The following is a 19,759-nucleotide window of genomic DNA, read 5'->3' on the forward strand; positions in this document are numbered from 1 at the left end:
GCTTTTTTGCGCGGCCCGATTACTGCCCGTGCTCGGTCAGCACCCTGTCGCAGGCCTTGCTCAGTCTGGCGCGGTGCTCTTTCAGGCAGGCGAGCACGGCGCTATCGCCATTGTTCATCACCGGACGGCAGAAGCGCGTGACGTCGCGCGCGCAGGCGTCCTGGCCGGGCTGCTGCTGCGCCGAGGCGGCGGAAGCGCACAGAACCAAGGAAACAATGAAGAGAAATCTGGTCATCACGTAAGGCCTCGTACCCGGAAAATGTGGGCGCGAAGCTAGTGGGGTGCTGCGAATGCCGCAACGGCTTTATTGGCGGGTAGACTGCCGCAACGTGGCCCCGGCTTGGCGCCGGGGTGCATCGTGCGGGAGCTTGAGTGACACAACGCTGAGTTTACGGCGTGCGCTTTTATCAGTTGTTCCGGGCGTCAACGACCTTGTTTGCGGCGCCGCCGCCAAGTTCTTTTTCCACCGCAGTGCGGCAGCCCATGCTCAGCTGGGATTTACGCTGCATCATGCACGCCGTGGTCTTCTCGACGTTGGGAATCTCTGACGCGCAGAGGCGGAAGGCGTCGCTATAGCATGCCTGCTTCACAGCCTCCGAGAAGGCGAAGCTCGAGCTGGTCGAGATGATCGAGACGATGGCGGCGAAGCCCAGGGTCAGGCTGGCGTCGCGGATCTTGGCAGAGAAGGACTTGGTCATTTGGAGCTCCCATTGGCACCGCCGGCGGCGGGCCCGTTGTCGATGGGAATGACCATGCCTCAGCAGGACTGCGTCAACTGTGATGACCATCACAAGCGACCCACCCTCCGTGACATCGGTCACTTTGGCGCACCCGCCTGAAATTCCTCCGCAACCGCCGTCGCGTTGGTGTCACGTTAACTGTTCCTTCGCATTAATGGCTCGTGACGCGGGTCATTCCGCCAGTTTGGTTGCGTGTTTGGAAAGAGTAGCGATGCGTAATGCGTTGGGCCTGATGCTGGCCAGTGTGGTTGCGGCGATCGTGATCGCCGGAGGTTGGTACTTCTATTCCTCGCGCGCCGACCAGGGCGCCCCCAAGACAACGGCAGCCCGTGCTGCCGATCCGCTTCCGGCGCAGGCCAAGCTTGGCGCCAAGGATGACGTCGACACCACTGCGGCGATCGCGGGCAAGCCCGCTTCTGCCACCGCTGCTCCAGCGCCCGCACCGGCAGTGGCTCCGGTTCAGCAGACGACGAATTGCAGCAATCCGAATGCGCTCGGCGTCTCGCGCGTGGTCGAGATCGACACGACAGGCGGTCCCGGCTTCGGCTTCGAGCAGTACAAGCAGTTTGATTTCCTCGCCGACAAGGAGGTTGTGCTGACCTTCGACGACGGCCCGTGGCCGGTCAACACCCCGGCGGTGCTGAAGGCACTCGCGGATGAGTGCACCAAGGGCTTGTTCTTCTCCGTCGGCAAGCATGCGACCTATCATCCGGAAATCCTGCGCCAGGTGCTCGCTCAGGGCCATACGGTCGGCGCGCACACCTGGTCGCACGTCAACCTCGCCGGCAAGAAGATGACGGAGCAGCAGGCCAGGGACGAGATCGAGAAAGGTTTTAGCGCGGTGAAATGGGCGCTCGGGACCAATCCGTCGCCGTTCTTCCGCTTCCCGCAGCTGTCGCAGAGCCCGGCACTCGTGACCTATCTCGGCAGCCGCAACCTCGGAATCTTCTCGACCGACCTCGACTCCTTCGACTTCCGCAAGGAGAGCACGCCGGACAAGATCGTCAGCAACGTGATGACCAAGCTCGACAAGCTCGGCAAGGGCATCATCCTGATGCACGACTTCCAGAAGCGCACCGGCGAGGCGCTGCCGACGCTGCTCGCGCGCCTCAAGGCCGGCGGCTACAAGGTCGTGCAGATCAAGGCGAAGACGACGTTCGAATCGCTGCCTGACTATGACGAAGCCGTGCTCAAGGAGTTGAAGGTGCCGGCGTCCAGCAGCGCGACCAATGCGCGCCCGGTCTCGAGCGTGGTGCAGACGGTCTCGCAGCGCTAAGCAAGTCATCGCGACGCTAAGTATGATGGCCGGGCTCATGCCCGGCCATTTTGCTTTGAGACCATCGACGGCTTACCAATAAATGCCGTGGCGATGCAGCTCGGCGACGATGCGGCGTTCGGTCCAGTACGGCTTGAGCCTCGGTGTGCTGGCCTTTGCCGTCCTTGCAGGCTTGGCGATCTTGGCGGGCTTTGTCGTCGATGCTGGTGTCGCCGTTGTGGGCGCCGCAGGAGCGGTCGCCACGACAGGCGCGGCCAGCGACACCACCGGCGGACGGTCGAAATATTTCGGATCCTGGGTGGCAGGCGCGACTTCCGTGGTGTGAGTCGCGGGGGCGGCGGGCGTGGTGGTTTGCGGAGCGGAGCTCTGCTCGGTCACTGGCGACACCGACAGGCTGCGGTCGCCCGCATGGGCAGATGCGGAAACCAGCACCATGGCGGCAACCAGAACGATCTTGCGCATGTGAAATCTCCCCTTGTTTGCGTGGCCGGGACACTAGGGGAGAGCCGCGCCAGCTTATGTGAGAAGAATCACGGAAGCGCGGGCGCGGCCTTCGCTGCGGAGCGGCTTGCCGAGCCGAAGCAGACGCAGCCTGCGAAGGCTGGTGCGCAAGAGGGCATCGCACTATGCTCGCAGCAAGCTGATATCGTTCGGTATTTTCTGCGCGATTTTTGAAACGGACCACGGAAACGACCACAGAGTGGCGTAGCTACTGCCGAGCGTTCGGCCTCTCAATCGAGATGATGATCGCTCGGCATCAGGTTCACAATCAGATCGTAGGCGCTGTCGACCGCGTCGGGATCGGCCCCGTATTTCTCCGCCTGCTCGGCCAACTGAAGGCCCACGAGGTTTTCCAGTATCAAGCTGCGTGCGTAAACCAAAGGATTGTCCCTCGGTGTCGGCTGGACGGTCCACTCGCTACGGTCGAGCATCATTTCGATCTCGTCCGCGACAATCTCCCAGTCCGGATCCTGCCGGAGCAAGGCCGCCAACCGCTCGGCCAACCGAGCCCTTGTCTTCTTCACTTTGTCCAGAGGAGACCTCCAAGACCTACAAGGCCACAACCAGTTCGCGACCAGGGCGGAAGGGGTACGGGAGTGTTGGCCGACCAGTTCACAGGCCAGTTGGATCGGGCGTCACCGCCGACCAGGCCGTCTCTATCGACAAGTCGTGCTCGACATACCGCCTCCCAACCGGGTGGTGGAGCAGTTCACGGTGGCAGGTGGATCGGGAAGCGAGGACGCCGGAGCGGGTTGGGGGACCTGGATGATGATTGGCTCCCGGGGAGCCGCCGCACGCTCTGCAGCGCGTTGAGCCGCGTCCATGTTCTTCTCGTAGGTTCGCTGAGCCTTTCGCTGCTCGTTCTCGAGAACGGCTTCGTCGGCAGCCAGCTTCTCGCTTACGTCGATTCCGCAGTGAAGTTGTTCCAGCATCAGCAGCCCTCCCCGGGCCATCCCTCGATCGCTAGGGTGCAATGGGCCCGAAATCACAACGTTCTCGATCCGCTGTATCTCGGCGCAGACCTCGGCCGACCAAAGCTTGTTCGCGCGCGCCTTCGATTGGGCTACTGGACGGGCCGGCGTGGTGGTTTCAACAGGGGTGCCGAATGAGGAGAGATCCTCTGCGGCCTTCGCCGGGGTTATCAGCGCCGCCAAAGCAATGAGGCCAACGATCGGCCACCTGCAGCTATTGGTCACGCTCGGCTCCCTGTTCGTGCTGACGGAAGTCCGTCACCAGCCGCCTCGGCTTGGATTTCGGGCTCCCTGCCGTTCGAATGTAACTTAAAAGCGGTCGCCTTAAAAGCGACAGCGCGCCGAAATGGCCCTGTGAAAAGGACTCACAAGGGACCATTGCGGGATGTTCTGGCGCGAAACATGCGCCGGCTTCGGGCCGCGCGCGGGCTCAGTCAGGAGGCCTTGGCCCATGAATGTGGGATTAATCGCACATACCTGAGCGGCGTTGAACGCTCGGAGCGAAATGTCTCGATCGATAACATCGCGCGCATTGCGAAGGGGTTGCGCATCTCGGCCTCGAAGCTCCTGGAGGAATAGACCGCTAAATGAGGTCCGCATTCCTACGGGCTCGTTTCATATGAAACTGCTTAGCCGCAGCAACTGCCTAAAGTCATGGGCGGTCGTCTCCTGCGTTCCATCTTGCAAATTGCGTTTACTGAGTCGGCAGTGAAACAGTGAAACAAGAACACCAGAGCAGGGTCAGGGGCAGTTCATGTGGTGGGATCGCGGCGCCGTGGCGTCTGCACGATCCGAGGCGATCTGCCCGCAACGGTTGGGGACACATTGGCCCACGCGCTGCTAGGCGCGCCACCGCCAAAACGGGGCGCCGCCCGATCTCGCCGGGGCGTTCTCGATTCCTTCCTTGATCAGTGGTGAGACCCGGTCCATCAAATCCCTATAGAGGCCCGTCGCGACATAGTCCGCGTCGCGGTCGCTCATAATCGTTCCCGGCCAGCTCACGCTTACATCGCTCGGCGGCCAGATACGAAAAACGGAGCCACCATCTGGCGTCGAGAATTTCCAGTTTTCGATGTAATCATTCGCTGGCGAGCGCATGACGTGGATGAAAAGCGATCCGATCACCTGCGTAGAGGCGTGACTATTATAGAAGGTGGCAACGAGACTGCCGCCGCGTCGAGCTTCTTGCTTCGGCGAGAGATACAAGAAAGGCGACGATCCCCAATGCGTCGGCCAGCTCACTCGCAGATATGGACCAATCCAAACGGCCCAGCCGCGTGCCGGAGGAGCTAGCCTGTTCATCAGATACTTTCGTTGTGAATGATGGGTCGTCACCCAACTATGCGTATCGAATTCCGCAACCATGGCCTTCAGAACGGCCCATGTTGCAATGATCTTCTGTTGATGCGGCAGAAGGCGCGTTGTCTCTCCGCGCAAAAGGCGATCTCTATCAATCAGCGGGATCATGATCGGTCGCGCCAAATTCTCGACCTTATCGCGCATCCAGCCGTTGTTGCAGTTGGATTCGCAAACGCAATAGACCTTCCAGTCCCGGATGTCGCCGATACGTTTGATCAGGTATCGGTCCGACTGCACAACCTTCACATCCACTCGCTCAACGTCGTACTTCCTCATCGATCGCGGTGGCAGGAATCTGTGGGACCAACGCGAAAATATGTGCTCCCCATTCATCTTTGGCGCCCCGCAGAAGATGCAGTGGGCCGCTCGCTGGAATGGAGCATTGTCGTGCTTGCGCCTGGTAACCTTTACTGTCTTCGCCATGACGTGCCGCTAGTAAGCTAGGGTCCAATCCGGCATTCGCTGTGGAGCACGCCTGCCCGCTTTGATAGCTGGGAAGACGCGATGCCAGCTCGCACTAACTCACCAGTTTTGTCCGGTTTGAAGCTGAACATAAACAGCTCAGATTCGGACGCGCATCGCGCCATGAGCTGCAATCCCGTGTTGTCGCTCTGCAATGAGTTAATCTGACAACCATGAGCCGAATAGCGGAAATCGTTCGGCGGGTCACCCATCGACACCAAATCCAATGCGTGGCTGTCCGTGAAAATCAGCCGCAGCCCAGCATTGATGCCATCCTTTTTCCAGCCGAGATCACCGCTGTCTTGCGCAAGGCCCCCCGGCAGATAGTAGCTATAGCCAGAGGAAGGTCCGCAGGTGTAGATGATTTTGTCGGCGAAGGCCTGTGACCCGCCGAACAGGACCATTCCGCTGATGACAGCGCAACGATGCATTCGGCGCGCCCACATCGGATTTTCCCTCTCGCTAGAAGACACGCTTAGTCGGCTTGCACGTCAAATCCCAGCTCTCGCCAAAGATTAGCGCACCTTTGGCGCTGCTAGACAACTCCGTTGCAGTGATGCTGCCGGTAATGCGATCGACGGTGCCGTTTATCGACCAATTGCTGATCTCAGTGCCATGTGCGGAGAATTCAACGCTCACGGCATCAACCTTCGTGATCCGCGCGGGATGCCCAAAACCCAGGACGGTCTGCCCCGCTAGATTCACCAGTATGCCTAACTTGGTAATCTTCTCCGGTTTATCATCCTCGGCAGTCGTGAGGATGTTTTTCGCCGTGCCGTCGCAGCTCAGCGTCAATGCTGTAACCTCAGCACCAGCACTCGGAAGCGTCTGCAACACCAGCGCCGCGCCCGCGATCAGAACTTTCCGCATGGTCCCGCCCTCGATCGTTCAAGCCTAGACGGATGTCGCGGGCCTGTCGATAGTTGACACTGCGAGGTTTTGCGACATGATCCGCGCTACCATGGCGCGACACATTCCGAAAGATTGGGAAGCCGTCTTTGCCGAGTTGGACGGCGTCAACGATAGGGCCGTCATCTTGGTTGTCGGCTCGCTGATCGACTATGCGCTCGCCGAAGCTATCAAATCTCGGTTGCGCGAGCCGGATTCCGACAAGGCCTGGAATGATCTGTTCAAAGAGAGCGGGCCGCTTCAAACGTGGTCGCAGAAGACTACCGTCGCTTATTTCCTGAAGATCATCGGGCCCATCGCTCGCGCCGACATCGATCTCTTGCGCAGCATCCGGAACGAAGCCGCACACGACATGAACCCCGTCACCTTCGACGCGGAGAAGATCGCCGACAAGGTTCGCAAGCTTCAGATGGGCAATGAGCACACAAAGCAGCATCCGTTACGCCAGCAATTCCTCGTAGCCGCGCGGATGTACATCGCAAACCTAATTCTGCGAGCCGGCGATTCTCACGCAGAGATCGCCCAGGCGTCGGCCGCGCTCGCACCGTATCTCGATCGCTAATGCACCACGGGATGTCGCCATGACCGAAGCCAATGACAAGCACATCGAAAGCCTACGCGCCAAGGTGCGCGACGAGCGGGCGCGTGTCGCCGAGTTGACCAGCCGGCTCGGCGATCTGAAGCGGCTGCTAGAGCCCGCGTCATCCCAGCTCGATTTCGTGGAGTTAGGGTTTATCCATCCCAACGTGCTGGCGCAGCGCCGAACGCCGCAAGAGTTGGCGCGATGGCTTGCCGGCGCGGATGCCTTCCTGAAAACGGCGATTGACACCCGCGAGCACGTGGAGTGCATGGCGAAGCAATTCGGTAATGACGCGAGACTGTTTGATGCACCTTGAGAAATTCGCGTGGGCGGTCAGCATACTGGAAGGCGCGCGCCGTCTCGCCGACGACAAGAGTAACCGTATTCCCTTATTTTTGCTGATCGGCTTCTCCGTCGAGAACGCACTGAAGGCGCATCTCGAAAAGAAGGGGGAGCCGCCGGGCAAATGGGAGCGGTCGCACGATCTGGCGGACCTCTACGACAAAGCATCGGCCACTGGGCTTGCGCCGATCGAAGGCGTTGAGACCTTCGTGCGCGCGCTCTCGCCGTTGCACAAGGACTTCGTTTTCCGATACCCGGAGAAAGCGGGCATTGCTGATCTGTTTTCGCCCGCATCATCGATCCACGCGACTGACGAGCTTTGCCGGGCAGTCGCGCAGCAATTCGACCCAGGGGAGATACCGGGATGGACCGCCAAGCGATAAACGCCAGTGGACCATGGCACTCGCGCGCTGATCATCGGCGACGAGGCGCGTGGTGTAGTCCGCCTCTCGGAAATGATAGCCTACCTCGCGGCCGGCCGTGGCTCCCCAAATAGTGACCCAGCGTTGCCTATGTTGAACTTCTAGCGGCGAGTAGAGCTCGACACGCCGCCACCGAGCCGAGTGGCATAGCAGTTGGCGACAAAGACGTTTGATAGGTTCTCCAAACGCTATGGATTTTATCGATCTCAATAGATATTTCGTTCCCCTTCGGGAAGATCAGGAGGCAGATCTCGATATTGGCCGCCTGTGGGGACCACAAGTAAGCGGGTGGCTATCGTGGGCCGACTTACGTCGTCGCCGACGGGTGATCTTGCTAGCGGAAGCCTATAGCGGCAAGACGGAAGAGTTTCGCCACCAATGTGCTACTCTGCAAGCCGATGGCAAGCCCGCCTTCTTTCTAAGGATCGAGGACCTCGAGCAAGGTACAGAACAAGCGCTGGACCGGGAGAGCACGGAGCGCTTTCGCGCTTGGTTGGCGGCCCCAGGTGAGGCCTGGTTCTTCCTCGATTCTGTTGATGAAGCGCGTCTCAACCGCAAGAACTTCGAGACGGCTTTACGACGATTTGCGAAGGATATCGGTGACGCGAGCGAACGCGCTCACATCTATGTATCCTGCCGCATCACAGACTGGCGAGGCGCCGACGACCGCGCATTGTTTCTCCGCTACTTACCTGCATGGAAGAGCCCGGAGACAGATCCGGCGGCACCCGCGGGCAACCTGAGTGGCCTCTTGGGCCCGATTTTCGATAAAGAAGAAAGGCCGCAAAGACGCACACCCAATCAGGATGAAGAAAACCTCGAAGGCCTAACGGTTGTTCAGCTTGTTCCGCTCTCGGCGGAACAGTTCAGCGAACTTGCCAAGGCTGCCGCGGTCAAGGATATCGAGGCCTTCACCGCGGCCATCGTCAAGCAGGGCCTATCCGCCCTCACTGAAAGACCTGGCGATCTTCTCGATTTGGCGGACTATTGGAACGCCAACGGCAAGTTTGGTGCCTTCGCCAAAATGATTGAACACAGTGTGCTGCGTAAGCTTGCGGAGCCGAACCCGCATCGGCCCGACAACGAAGCCCTTTCGCAGGACGACGCACTTTGGGGAGCCGAACGCCTCGCAGCTGCGCTCACGCTCGGCAAGTCCTTCACGCTCCGCGCGCCGGGCAATGAAACCGATCCGTCACTCGCAACTGGCGCGCTCGACCCGGCCCACATATTACCCGAATGGACTCCGGCAAAAAGAAACGCGCTTCTTCGCCGCGGGCTATTCGCACCAGCAACCTATGGCCGCATACGCTTCCATCACCGATCCAGCCAGGAATATCTCACAGCCAAATGGCTGGACAGGCTACTTCGGGCAGGTTGCCCTCACGCCGAGATGTTCCATCTTCTCTTCGCGGAACGCTATGGAGTTGAGACGGTCGTCCCCTCCCTCAGGGTTATCGCCGCTTGGCTGGCACTTTGGCACACGGAAATCCGGCAAGAACTCACCAAACGCGAGCCCCTCATTCTTCTTGGCTACGGCGACCCTGGCTCTCTGCCACCCGAAGCCCGCGAGCAAATCTTGTTGGCTTACGCCTCCAAACAAGCCACCGGTGAAACGGCCGATGATCGCCTTGAAAATCGCGACCTATGGATGTTTGCCACCGAACAGCTTGCGCCTGCGATTTTGAAAGCAGCGTCCATCAACAAGCGGGACGACTTTCATTTCGACTTGCTTCGTCTCATTCGCGAAGGCGCAATCAAAGGCGCGGTCAGTCTCGCGCGCTCTGTTGCGCTCGATGAGAAGGCGAACGACCATTATCGTATCGTCGCGATGGACGCGCTCGAAGCTTGCGGCGATGAAGCCACAATCGCCAAAATCGCCAAGCGCTTTCTTAGGAACCCTGCAACTGCCAGCGCGCGCCTCGCCTCTTCCTTCAGTGCAAGCTTTTATCCAAAGTATCTCAGCACTCATGATCTCCTCAAGATCATTGAGAACGCTAAATCGGCCGGACCGTATTCAACCGATGGGTTCGGTTATCACCTTAGAGAAATCTATGCCAAAGTGCCGGACAACGCCGCCCGCGCCGCGTTCCTTAGCGGGCTGGCCGACCTGTGCTTGTCGAAACCCTTTGTCGATGACTTCTGTCGCACAAGCGCTCGGTACGTCGATCTCACTCGGCATATGCTGGGGCTCGCCGATCTTGAGGTTCAGCGGCTCAAAGTTGCGGCGCATCCCGACTATGTCATCCGTATGCTGATGGTTGTCGAACGATCCGGCCGCGATGGGTCGAACAACGAACCCAAGCAGCGCCTCGCCGAACGGATTCGCGCGAATGCCGCTCTGAACCGCGACCTCATGTGGGCCGATGTCGCCGAGCAAAGGGCCAACAGCAGCAGGTACGGCGCGGTGACACGCCATTGGCAAGTGCTTGTCGGCGCAAATTCGCGGCTCTGGGGACTGGCCGAGAGCGATCTGCGATGGTTGTTCGACGATCTCAGAACAAGGCCGAACCTTGAGGACCGGCAAGTCGCTCTCAGTTGCTTGATCGAGATTCTCGGTAAATCGGGAAAGCTCGCCGCACAAGCGTCTCAGCTACGCATGGCAATCGGGCCCGAGGCCGCATTGCTTGCTGAGCTCGGGGCCGCGCTGTCACCGGCACCCGTGCCAACGCTCGACCGAACCCATGCACTTCAAATAGCCTTCTACGAGCTTCAGGGTCGGTATCAGCGGGTCAAGGACAAGGAAAGCTGGATCGCATTCCGTCAGGAAATACTCGTTAATCCCCAGCTCCTGCGAGACCCAAACCTCCTTTCATCCTGGACGAAAGGAATCTTCAGGCTGCAAACCCTTCAACGGTGGCTTCAGCACCGCACTGGATCGGACGAAGGCAATGTCGCTCTTCAGTGGCGTCTCCTTGAGGAGGGCTTTAGCCGGGAGGTGGCGGAAGCTTTTCGCGACGGCATGAAAATCCTCTGGCGGCTGGTCAAAGCGGTACGCCCCATTAAAAAGCCGGGCGGCCATATAACCATCAAGTGGCCTACGCTCCTCGCATTTGCGGCCGTGGGCGTGGAGGCAGCAAACAATGCCGATTGGCCCGCAAATCTCAGCGAAAAAGAAATGGGACTGGCGGCCCGCCACGGTTGCCGCGCCGAGCAGACCTATCCGGACTGGATCGACCTGCTGACGATTGCGAGTCCAAAAGCGGTTCTGCCCGCGATAAGGGAGCAGATCGAGTTCGAATGGTCAGCACCCGGCAATCTTTCGACTACCTTCTTGCATCGCTATGGCGGAGCTGCGACCTCAATTCAGAAGCCGGTCCAGCGGCTGATTTTCGATGCCATGGTCGCAGCGGAAGCCAGTGCCGCGCAGACGATCAATACCGCCCAGCGCCTAGTCCAGCGCCTTGAACTAGATGTGACGCAAAAAACTAAGCTGTTCTCCGTCGCGCGCAAGCGGTTCGACGGATATGCGAAGGCGGGTAAGAATGACTGGACGCTTTCCTATCTTGGCCTTCTCTTGATAGTCGATCCCGATCAAGCTGTTTCCATCCTGGAAACTTGGCTCAATGCAGCTCCTGCCGCGGATCGCAAGGCGAGGGCGGAGCAGACTTTTAGCACCCTTTTCGACCGGTACGATGGGCTTGTTGCAGGATCGCTCGCAGTAGCATCGACCGAAGCGCTCGAACGCCTGCTTCACGTTGCTTACGCCAGCATTCGCCCGAAGGACGATGTCAAGCGTGAAGGCACTCACACTCCCGACACGCGCGATCAAGCGCAAAGCGCGCGCGATGCCATTCTCGGCATACTTCTCGCGCGCTCCGGGCCCGATGCCTACTATGCTATGCAAAGGCTCGCCGAAAATCCTGCGTTCGCGGTGCGTGCACATCGCTTCCGTGAGCTCGCGCGCGGCAAGGCCACACGCGACGCCGAGCTTCCAGCATGGACCGCCGAGGAAGTCCGCGGTTTCGAAAGCAGCTTCCTCGCCCCGGCTAAGACGGGGGGTGACTTGTTCCGTGTCGTACTGGGCGTTCTGGCGGACATTCAAAAAGGTCTGAGCACCGACGATTTCTCGTCGCGTGCCCTTCTTGAGCGCGCAAAGGATGAGGACGAAGTCCAGTTGTGGCTAGCCGAGCAATTGCATTTGCGCGCAAAGGGCCGCTTTCAAATCACTCGCGAGAGCGAGGTAGCCCTTGGCGACAAGCCCGACATTACAGTCTCCTCGACGGCAATCCCTTTTCAGGTCGCGGTCGAGGTTAAGCACGGCGGCAAAGGCTGGACCGGCGCCGAGCTTGAAAACGCCTTACGCGTGCAGCTTGCAGAAGATTACCTCAAGCCCGATTATCGGCGTCATGGGATTCTGGTCGTTACCCATCATTATAGCCGCCAGTGGCAGCGGCCCAATAAAAGCAACAGGATCACGTTTGCCGAACTAATCGCATGGCTGTCCAGCAGCGCCGCATCGATCAAGCAGAATGCCGTCGGCCACATAGTCGTCGCCTGTGTCGGGTTAAACGCCTGGAGGGGTGAGCCAACGCACCCCCCGAAACGGCCGAGAGCTGCTGCCCAAACCCGCGCGAGGCGAGTCACAGGGCCCAAGACACCGAAAACTAAAACAAAGAAGGTCTTGAAACGAACGGCTTCGCGCGGCTCCAAGACCGGCCGCGTCGGGGAAGTTCCGGGCGCATTGCGCTTGAACCGTCGGCAGCGATAACCCACTGGCTGAGTCGGGTGTTTAAGGCCGCTATCGAAAGCCCCTTACTTTCTGAAAATTGGGCGGGCGTCTCGTGCGATTCATCTTGCAAATTGCGTTTCTTGAGTCGGCTGTGAAACGGTGAGACACCATCACCGAGAGCAGGGGCCGGGCCAGAGGTGTTGTGGGAAATATCGAGGCAGTTAGGTGAGATCGTGCGCGCCAGTTGGTCGTAGCTAGCCGAGCGTAATTTTGGCCGGGCGGCCAGCCGGTCCGGTGCGATCCTCGGCTATCTGTCCAGCTTCATCAGGCGGTCGTCCGTCGCACCGCGTGTGGCCGTCTGGCATGCAGCCGCTGGCAAGCTATCGGTTGGGGCACGCTGCCATGCAGCGACCTTGGTGAGTCTGAAACGTAACTGGACCCGTCCCTTGTACGGATGCTCTAAATGCAACCTCGACGATTCCGCGGACTGAACTCCCTGCGCTTTGCGGCAAGATCAAGTCCAAGTGGAATCAATTGGAATCGGGTGGGCAAATTTGAGAACCGCGCCGCACACGGCAAACCATCAAGATCACGCCGCCTAGGTGAGGCAAGAGCACTAGTAAGCCGAGCCTCAGCAGAGCGAAGTCATCGGCGGACGGTCGCAAGATGCCGCGGGTTGCCCATCCGACGAGCCTGACGGCCGCTTCAGTTTGAGGGTCCGCACTCTGTCGGACCAGTTCCACTTCGTGATCAAGGATCAGGCGGCGCTCCGCGACGGCTAGCTCTCTTTCACGGCAGAACTTGCCAATGCCGCCCTTGCACTCCCTGTCACGGGCCATCGTCGCATCCGAAAGAGCGGCTTGCGCTGCCGTCACAGCAGGGGTGACACGCGCCGCCCGCGCTAGAGCCGTGTCGGTGATGTTGACTGCCACGAAGCCGATAGCGGCGGTCAAAGCATAGGCGAACGTGACCAACCAGATGGCCCAGCCTGCCACTGCGGTCGCCTTCCGTTGACCCTGCCATTGGGCAGCGGCACAGGAGGGCATTACGAGAGCAACAACATCAGCGGCAACGCCAACGGCTAGGAAGAGCCATCCGGCGACATCGCTTGCACCCAACGATCGGGCAAACCAACCATTGATCGCGATGCCGACCGCGCCCAGAGCAACTCCGGCCGACACGAGGAGGATCGAGGCATAATTGCGCGGTGACGGCGTGCTCTTTACTTGGGAGGAAGGCAGCGTGACGGCCCGTGACGCCGCCGTGACGGGCAGCAACTGCGTATCGGGCGCTTCTGCCGCGTCGCTGTCCGCTGGGAGGGGCCCGGAAGACGGCAGGCCTCCCGAGGATGGAGGCTCGCCTTCCACCGGCTTCGTATTCCGCTTTTTGCGCTCCCGATAGGCTTTGGCCCGGGCAGCTGCCGTCCTGTCCTTCTTCCGCGGGGCCTCAAAGGAAATGACGGAAGCGGAGGTGTCTCCGGCTAATTGAATTGTCCCGCCCGCTGTCATCGCCTGTACTCGACAAGTGCCACTGCCTTCGCGACACGCTCCAGCATCGTGATCCGGCTCTTCATTGGATATTGCTCGAGATAGGCGACCTCGCGCAGCTCAGCGGGGCACGGAGACCAGCGATAGTCGTATTTCGGTCCGTGTTCGCCACGGTACCATTTGCGAACCGCTTCCTGGACAGCCCATGACGGGATGTCCTCGAGCGCCGCAAGATAGGCCTCTCCGCGAGCCTCGTTGGCGGTTTCACTCGCGCGCTGGCCAGGCAGTGCGAACAGCATCTTCGTGACGATCGCTAGCGTTTCGGCCTCGGCATCGGCGCTGGCGATCGGCGTGTATTGCAGGAATTTTTTGAGTTCGTAGGCATGGCTTAGAAGGAGCTGTTCTCGGTTAGTGCCGCTCACCACCATCGCCGCCGGCAAAGTTAGTGCCTTCTTGCCGTTCTGCCAGTTTTCTTGCAGTGATGCGATCCGCGAGTCGACCCATGCCGGCAAGGATGGCATCAGAGCTGGTCGGCGTGGATCCGGAAGCTTGAGCGGTTCGTAGATCGCGAGTTCGGTACCCATTCGTTCCTCCATGGAATTTGATTTCGTTTTCGACCCAGGTTCGCCATGCCGCATGCCAATCGGCCATGAGCGATCCCTTGGCGCGGTGGTGATTGCTGAACGCGTTCGCCATCTGGCGGATTTTTGGCTCCTCAAAGGTGCGATCCGTGGCGTATTCGAGATCCTGCTCGTCAGGCTGCCAACAATCCGGAAGCTGAGCCCGAGCTCGGCTGCGTGTCGGCCGCCTCGCTGGCGCCCTCTCCGAACGAAGTGAGGAGAGAGATTCCTTGTCTTCCCTGTCTTCTACTTTGCGTCGCTCCTGCGTCGTTCGTGCGTCGTCATCGCTTTCGCGCGTTGCGTCGCTCGGCAGACTGATGCGCTGATACTCGTCGTATTTGCAGATGGTTATCACCGTCACGCCTGCGTCGGTATTTGCGTCGATCATCTCTGCCGAAATCAGCACATCCAGAAATCTACGGACCCGCGAATTGTCCCACCGCCATTTGCTAGCGATGAAGCGGAGCGATCCGGCATACTGCCCGCGAGCGAGCTCAATCGACCTGCCGATGATGCGGCGCTTGTGCGGTTTCCATGCCGCCTCCGAAACCAGCCAAAGCCACGCTTCGCGCCGGGAGAACGGCTTGGCATCGGCTAATACATCATGGTCCCAGATGCCGCGATCAACTACGAAGTAGCCCCGCTCGCTCACTGCGAGGCCTCCCCAACGTTCACCTTCGCGCGCCAGCGCATCGCTGACATGCCGGACTTGTTTCGGCCCCGCTGCTCTGCCGGCTCGATGAGACCGGCGTGGCGCAACTCGGTGACGCGCGGTCGAATGCTCAAGATGGAAGCTCCTAGGTGCTCAGCAATCGCGTCCGCCGTGTAGGCGGCCGGGTAGTTCGCCCGGATGAAGGCGTGCACCCCGCCGCGCAACGTCTGCGCATGGGGCGCGATGCGATCAGCGGCAGTTCTGCTCGTCCCGTGGGTCTTGAATCCAGGGCGGTGGGGATAGCGATCGTGATAGCCCATTACCGCACCTCGCTTCCGACGCCAGCGACGCGCAATGAAGCGACCGCCTATCGTGCTCGGACGCGGACGGACGACGATACTAGAATCAAATGGGAGAGGATTGCGAACGCGTTGCGCCCGTAAGGCGCCTTTGGTATCGATGCTCACTCTGAAAACTCCACTGAAGCCCGGTGTGCGCGATCGTTCCGTCAAAGACACGGATCGTGCCGCCGGGTTTTTGATTAGGTTGGTTAGGCGGCAGGCGGCAGCGCTTGCAGCCACGCTTCTGCGTCGCTGCGGAGGATGAGCGTCTTGGCTCCGATTTTGCGCGGCACGATCCGGCCCGCCTTGATCTCGGCGTACAGCTTCGTTCGACCGATGCGGGCCCAGTCGCAAAACTCAGAGACGGTCATCGCGCCGCTGCCTGTCACGGCGCTCGCTGCGTTTTCATCCATATGCAGGCGCGGACCATAAGGCCGATGCGACATTACAATATGGCTCGTACTAGCTTGAAGCCGCGTTGTTCGGGCTCGTTCTTTTGATTGCGCTGCGAGTTCCTCGGAGCGCTTCAGGCTTTTGCCCATCAGGGCCTCCAATAAAAAAACCCGCGCGGCGGGATTGCCGGCGGGCTCAGGTCGGTTCAGTTGGACGAAACGCCCGGTAGGGCGGCGTTGACGTCCGAGTTCAGGTCGGTTCAGAAAAAAAGCCCGCGCGGTTGTTGCCGCCGGGCTGGTTCGTCTCAGCTTAAGGGTTGCTGGCCAAATAGAAAACGCCCGCGTAGGGCGGGCGTGATTTCAAACGTATTACCGGACACTTGAAGATTCGTCATTAATATTCTTCGTGAGAACACCTGTAAACAGCCGCGGCGCCTACGGAAATGCTTTATCCACAGAGACTCCGAAAAGTCGCTGCACTCCGAATCTCTCCGTGCGCCAACGGCACCGCGCGCGCCCCCCTGCCGCATGCATGAGCGGGCTCGGAGAGCTCGCCGGTCTATTTCGGCCGGAGGCGACCGACTCCCTCGTCAGCACCACCCGATTTTGCGCGTTCATTATGGATGTAAGTGAACGCCGGCGGTTGCTCGGCGAACAGCGACGTTCAGGCGGCAATCTCTTTGAGCTTTGCCACCCGCCCTCCCTCGCGCAGCACGTCGAGATAGTCCGCCCACCACGTCATGAGCTTCACGCGCTCATCCCAAAAATCACTGCGCTGGTAGGCTCGACGCACTGCATTCGGCTCGATGTGCGCAAGTGCCGCCTCAATGGCGTCGACACTCCACTTTCCGCTCGCGTTGGCCAACGTGGAGAATGTCGAGCGGAAGCCATGCGCAGTAGCTTCCTCTTGCGAGAAGCCGATGCGCCGAAGCGCGCCGTTCATGGTGTTCTCACTGATCGGCCGCTTCACACTGCGGAGGCCCGGGAACACCAGTCCCGCAGCGCCGTGCCCCGTGATCGGGTGCAACGCTTTGAGGACGTTGACCGCTTGCACCGGCAGAGGAATGCGGTGAGGGCGGCGCATCTTCATACGCTCGGCGGGGATTTCCCAGGCCTGCCCATCAAGATCAAACTCACTCCAGCTCGCCTGCCGCAGTTCGCCAGGGCGACAAGCAAGCAACGCCATGAGTTGCAGCGCAGCTTTCGTTGTTGGCTGCCCCATGAAACCATCGATCGCTCTCAAGAGCGCTCCGAACTCCGCCGGATCGGTGACGGCGGCACGGTGTTGGGGCTTCGGTGACGCGATCGCACCGCGCAGCGCTAGGGTTGGGTCGATTTCTGCGCGAGCCGTGGCAATAGCATAGCGGAACACCGAGCCGATCACGGCGCGCAGACGCTTGGCCGTCTCGAGCTTGTCAGCTGCTTCTAAGGGACGAAGGACGCGGAGGACCTCGCCGGCTGAAATCTCAGAGACCGGGAGCGGCCCCAGGTTTACTTTGGCGAGCCCGAGCAGCCATTCCAACTTCCCAGCCGTCGCGTCTGCTACGCCCTCTCGCTTTTTCTTGGCGATCAACTCATCCGCGATCAGCGCAAACGTATTGGCGTGCGCTTCTGCTTGAGCTGCCTTCATTTGACGCTTTCGAGTGGCCGGGTCGACGCCATCTCGGAGCAGCCCCGCGGCCTCATCCCTGCGTCGCCTCGCTGCCTCGAGCGGCACTCCCGCCGGATCCTTCCCGTAGGACCCGATCGCTAGCCGCTTGCGCTTGCCTCCAAACCGATAGGCGTAGTTCCAGAGCTTGCCCCCCTTGGGGGTGACCCACAATTGCAGCCCGCCACCGTCGGACAATATCTCCAGCCGCTCGCCCGGTTTCGCGTTCTTGATGGCTTTGTCCGTAAGCTTGCCGCCAACCATGTCCTCGCTCCCGAAGTGTGGTCCTTTTGGAATCGCCCGTTGCATCGAGCACCACCAAAAGAACCACTGTTTTCGCGACTGTCAACGAACCAGGATGAACGCGAGCGAGCGACACGTTTCAAAAGAGCACTGATTTCAGTGCCTTGAGCCTTGAAAACGAACGGTGGAGAATGGCTGCGAATAGGAGGTGGTGCCGCAAGAGGGATTCGAACCCCCGACCCCGTCATTACGAATGACGTGCTCTACCGACTGAGCTATTGCGGCGAACCCTGCCGGGGCCCGGACGAGGCCGGCCCCGATACGCGCGCTTCTGATATCGGGCATGGCCCGAATTGGCAAGACAAGCGGGGGGCGAAATGCGCCTCACGCGCCCCAGCGGGACCAGAATCCGCGCCAGCCGCCGGCCTGGGCCTTTGCATGGTCCCTGGGCGTGCCGATTTGTTCCGTAAATTCATCGCTCGGACCATCGTCATCGATGCCGGGATCGTCGGGCGCGCGGACGATCGGGATGACGGCCTGGATAGGTGTCTGCGCCGCTTTGCCGAGGTCGGCGCGCGTCCGGAACACTGGAGTTGCCGCCACCGGCGATGATTCGGCAACTTCAGGAGCCGGCATGACTGGCTCCGCGGGCGCTGCAACCGGCTCTTCCCTGGCCACCGGAGGTGCGTTGTCCTGCGCGGCCGGAGCGGGTGCCGGTGTCGGTGTTGGCGCGATCCCGACCGGTTCCACCGGCGCTTGGCTTTCCACCGTCACCCGTTTTTGAGGTGGTGCGGCGAGCATGGCCTCCTCGAAGGCCGAGGACTCGATCGTCGTGCCCTTGTCCGAAGGCAGGCTCGCCACCGGCGTCTGCCACTGGAAGGCATCGAGCCGGCCGGTGACCGGTGAGACCGGATGCCAGTGATCGCTGACATAGCCATCCGCGGTCCAGGCGGGATCATGACGGGCACGCACCGCCCGCAAGGTCCATGCGCGGGCGCGGCCGCCATCGCCATGCTCGGTGCGCTCGAGCTCGGCCATCAGCAGCGCCACGCGCTGGGTCGGATCGTTGACATAAGGCGACAGCACCTCGCGCGCGCGGGCGAATTCGGAGGCATCGATCGCGGCGCGCGCGATTGCGAGCTGGCCCTCGACATGGCCGGCCTTGTCCGCGGGCGTTTTCGCCGCGAGCGTCTCGACCCGCTGCAGGCGCTGCCGCGCGGAATCGCCGAGCTTCACATGCGCGTAGGCATCGGCAAGATCGGGATGTGGATTGGCGAGCCACGCGGCTTCGACCAGCTTCATGGCGCGACGCACCTGATGCGCCTCGCTCTCGAATTTCGCGGCGAGCACGGCGGCCGGCACCAGCGTCGGTGCGAGCTTGACGGCTTCCATCACGCTTTCGCGCGCGACGTCGCGGTCCATGGTCTCCAGCTCCAGCGCGCGCGCCGCGAGCAGCACGCCGCGCTGGCGGCGATAGGCGGGCTTGTCGATCAGGCCGGCGGACAGATTCGAATCGAGGATCGCGAGCGCGCCGCTCCAGTCGCCGCGCGCACAGCGGAAGCCGAGCACCGCATGCGAGGCCCAGGTCGAGGACGGCGACAGCTTGATCGCTTCCTCCGCGATCATGACGGCACCGACGGCATCGTCGGCGCGCTGCGCCTCGATGAACAGGCCGCGCAGGCCGAGCAGCCGCGTATCCTCGCGCTCGGCCATGGCGCGGAAAGCGCGCTGCGCCTCGTCGCGATTGCCGTCGAGCTGGGCCGATTGCGCATGCAGCAGCAGCGCGAGCGGATCATCCGGCGCGTGACGCCGCGCCGCTTCGGCATGCCGGCGGGCAAGCCCGGTATCGCCATGACCGATCGCGAGCAGGCCATGGGTGATGGCGTGGCGCCCGCGCGCGCGGCGCTTCTCATGACGGCGGCGGCGTATCCGGCCCGGCATGCGCCAGATCATCGTCAGAATGCTCCAGAGCAAAACCACCGCGACGGCGAATATGCCGAGGCAGAGCACGAACACCGGAATGCTCGGTGAGGCCCGGAGACCGCCCCAGGTCAGCACGACATTGCCGGGCTGGTCGGCAACCCAGGCCGCGCCTGCACCTGCAAGCGCAATCAGAACAAGGAAGAGGACAATGCGAAGCATGAC

21 protein-coding genes and 1 tRNA gene are annotated in these 19,759 nt (G+C 61.0%); 6 read left to right on the top strand and 16 right to left on the bottom strand.

Annotated features, from left to right (window positions below):
* Window positions 1-19: 19 nt before the first annotated feature.
* On the bottom strand, window positions 20-235 hold the full coding sequence (locus tag M2427_RS26385; protein ID WP_280709755.1) for a hypothetical protein: 216 nt from the start codon (window positions 233-235) through the stop codon (window positions 20-22).
* Between the two features lie 172 nt (window positions 236-407).
* Window positions 408-698, bottom strand: a complete 291-nt coding sequence (locus M2427_RS26390) for a hypothetical protein (RefSeq protein ID WP_280709756.1) — start codon at window positions 696-698, stop codon at window positions 408-410.
* 253 nt (window positions 699-951) lie between these two features.
* Between M2427_RS26390 and M2427_RS26395 the strand changes: the two genes are divergently transcribed.
* Complete coding sequence (locus M2427_RS26395) at window positions 952-2,016, top strand: polysaccharide deacetylase family protein (RefSeq protein WP_280709757.1); 1,065 nt, start codon at window positions 952-954, stop codon at window positions 2,014-2,016.
* Between the two features lie 72 nt (window positions 2,017-2,088).
* Here the strand turns inward: M2427_RS26395 and M2427_RS26400 are convergent, their stop codons facing one another.
* The 3 genes from M2427_RS26400 to M2427_RS26410 all read right to left on the bottom strand — a co-directional run bounded on the left by M2427_RS26400 (window position 2,089) and on the right by M2427_RS26410 (window position 3,713).
* Window positions 2,089-2,478, bottom strand: coding sequence for a hypothetical protein (locus M2427_RS26400; RefSeq protein WP_280709758.1), 390 nt, complete (start codon window positions 2,476-2,478; stop codon window positions 2,089-2,091).
* Between the two features lie 269 nt (window positions 2,479-2,747).
* Window positions 2,748-3,020 (bottom strand): hypothetical protein, encoded by a 273-nt coding sequence (locus tag M2427_RS26405; RefSeq protein ID WP_280709759.1) that lies wholly within the window; start codon window positions 3,018-3,020, stop codon window positions 2,748-2,750.
* A gap of 153 nt (window positions 3,021-3,173) precedes the next feature.
* Entirely contained in the window at window positions 3,174-3,713 is a 540-nt protein-coding gene (locus M2427_RS26410) for a hypothetical protein (RefSeq protein WP_280709760.1), read from the bottom strand.
* Window positions 3,714-3,890: 177 nt separating this feature from the next.
* On the opposite strand from M2427_RS26410, the gene M2427_RS26415 reads away from it, so the two are divergent.
* Window positions 3,891-4,067, top strand: coding sequence for a helix-turn-helix transcriptional regulator (locus M2427_RS26415; RefSeq protein ID WP_280709921.1), 177 nt, complete (start codon window positions 3,891-3,893; stop codon window positions 4,065-4,067).
* A 261-nt stretch (window positions 4,068-4,328) separates the two neighbouring features.
* Here the strand turns inward: M2427_RS26415 and M2427_RS26420 are convergent, their stop codons facing one another.
* The 3 genes from M2427_RS26420 to M2427_RS26430 all read right to left on the bottom strand — a co-directional run bounded on the left by M2427_RS26420 (window position 4,329) and on the right by M2427_RS26430 (window position 6,179).
* The gene (locus tag M2427_RS26420) at window positions 4,329-5,099 is read right to left on the bottom strand and encodes a hypothetical protein (RefSeq protein ID WP_280709761.1); all 771 of its coding nucleotides are present in this window, start codon (window positions 5,097-5,099) and stop codon (window positions 4,329-4,331) included.
* 188 nt (window positions 5,100-5,287) lie between these two features.
* A complete protein-coding gene (locus M2427_RS26425; RefSeq protein WP_280709762.1) occupies window positions 5,288-5,755 on the bottom strand; it encodes a hypothetical protein in 468 nt (155 codons plus the stop codon).
* A 16-nt stretch (window positions 5,756-5,771) separates the two neighbouring features.
* Window positions 5,772-6,179, bottom strand: coding sequence for a hypothetical protein (locus tag M2427_RS26430; RefSeq protein WP_280709763.1), 408 nt, complete (start codon window positions 6,177-6,179; stop codon window positions 5,772-5,774).
* Between the two features lie 76 nt (window positions 6,180-6,255).
* On the opposite strand from M2427_RS26430, the gene M2427_RS26435 reads away from it, so the two are divergent.
* The 4 genes from M2427_RS26435 to M2427_RS26450 all read left to right on the top strand — a co-directional run bounded on the left by M2427_RS26435 (window position 6,256) and on the right by M2427_RS26450 (window position 12,270).
* Window positions 6,256-6,780, top strand: coding sequence for an MltR family transcriptional regulator (locus M2427_RS26435; protein ID WP_280709764.1), 525 nt, complete (start codon window positions 6,256-6,258; stop codon window positions 6,778-6,780).
* A gap of 19 nt (window positions 6,781-6,799) precedes the next feature.
* The gene (locus M2427_RS26440) at window positions 6,800-7,114 is read left to right on the top strand and encodes a hypothetical protein (RefSeq protein ID WP_280709766.1); all 315 of its coding nucleotides are present in this window, start codon (window positions 6,800-6,802) and stop codon (window positions 7,112-7,114) included.
* Window positions 7,104-7,523, top strand: coding sequence for a hypothetical protein (locus M2427_RS26445; protein WP_280709767.1), 420 nt, complete (start codon window positions 7,104-7,106; stop codon window positions 7,521-7,523). The genes M2427_RS26440 and M2427_RS26445 overlap by 11 nt, the downstream gene beginning before the upstream one ends.
* A gap of 229 nt (window positions 7,524-7,752) precedes the next feature.
* Window positions 7,753-12,270: a hypothetical protein gene (locus M2427_RS26450; RefSeq protein ID WP_280709768.1), complete on the top strand. Its 4,518-nt coding sequence runs from the start codon at window positions 7,753-7,755 to the stop codon at window positions 12,268-12,270.
* Between the two features lie 491 nt (window positions 12,271-12,761).
* Here M2427_RS26450 and M2427_RS26455 read toward each other — a convergent pair whose 3' ends face one another.
* The 8 genes from M2427_RS26455 to M2427_RS26490 all read right to left on the bottom strand — a co-directional run bounded on the left by M2427_RS26455 (window position 12,762) and on the right by M2427_RS26490 (window position 19,756).
* Complete coding sequence (locus M2427_RS26455; RefSeq protein WP_280709769.1) at window positions 12,762-13,739, bottom strand: hypothetical protein; 978 nt, start codon at window positions 13,737-13,739, stop codon at window positions 12,762-12,764.
* Window positions 13,736-14,140, bottom strand: coding sequence for a hypothetical protein (locus M2427_RS26460; RefSeq protein WP_280709770.1), 405 nt, complete (start codon window positions 14,138-14,140; stop codon window positions 13,736-13,738). Before M2427_RS26460 ends, M2427_RS26455 begins: the two co-directional genes overlap by 4 nt.
* A complete protein-coding gene (locus tag M2427_RS26465) occupies window positions 14,127-14,990 on the bottom strand; it encodes a hypothetical protein (protein WP_280709772.1) in 864 nt (287 codons plus the stop codon). Before M2427_RS26465 ends, M2427_RS26460 begins: the two co-directional genes overlap by 14 nt.
* Window positions 14,987-15,310, bottom strand: a complete 324-nt coding sequence (locus tag M2427_RS26470) for a hypothetical protein (protein WP_280709774.1) — start codon at window positions 15,308-15,310, stop codon at window positions 14,987-14,989. The genes M2427_RS26465 and M2427_RS26470 overlap by 4 nt, the downstream gene beginning before the upstream one ends.
* Before the next feature lie 230 nt (window positions 15,311-15,540).
* A complete protein-coding gene (locus M2427_RS26475) occupies window positions 15,541-15,873 on the bottom strand; it encodes a helix-turn-helix domain-containing protein (RefSeq protein ID WP_280709775.1) in 333 nt (110 codons plus the stop codon).
* Between the two features lie 514 nt (window positions 15,874-16,387).
* Window positions 16,388-17,635 carry an integrase arm-type DNA-binding domain-containing protein gene (locus tag M2427_RS26480; protein WP_280709776.1) on the bottom strand — a complete coding sequence of 416 codons (1,248 nt, stop codon included), beginning with the start codon at window positions 17,633-17,635 and terminating at the stop codon, window positions 16,388-16,390.
* 188 nt (window positions 17,636-17,823) lie between these two features.
* Window positions 17,824-17,899 (bottom strand) — tRNA-Thr (locus tag M2427_RS26485).
* A 99-nt stretch (window positions 17,900-17,998) separates the two neighbouring features.
* Entirely contained in the window at window positions 17,999-19,756 is a 1,758-nt protein-coding gene (locus M2427_RS26490) for a heme biosynthesis HemY N-terminal domain-containing protein (RefSeq protein WP_280709778.1), read from the bottom strand.
* Between the last annotated feature and the right edge of the window lie 3 nt (window positions 19,757-19,759).

It is taken from the genome of Bradyrhizobium sp. BR13661, from assembly GCF_029892425.1.
Lineage (GTDB): Bacteria > Pseudomonadota > Alphaproteobacteria > Rhizobiales > Xanthobacteraceae > Bradyrhizobium.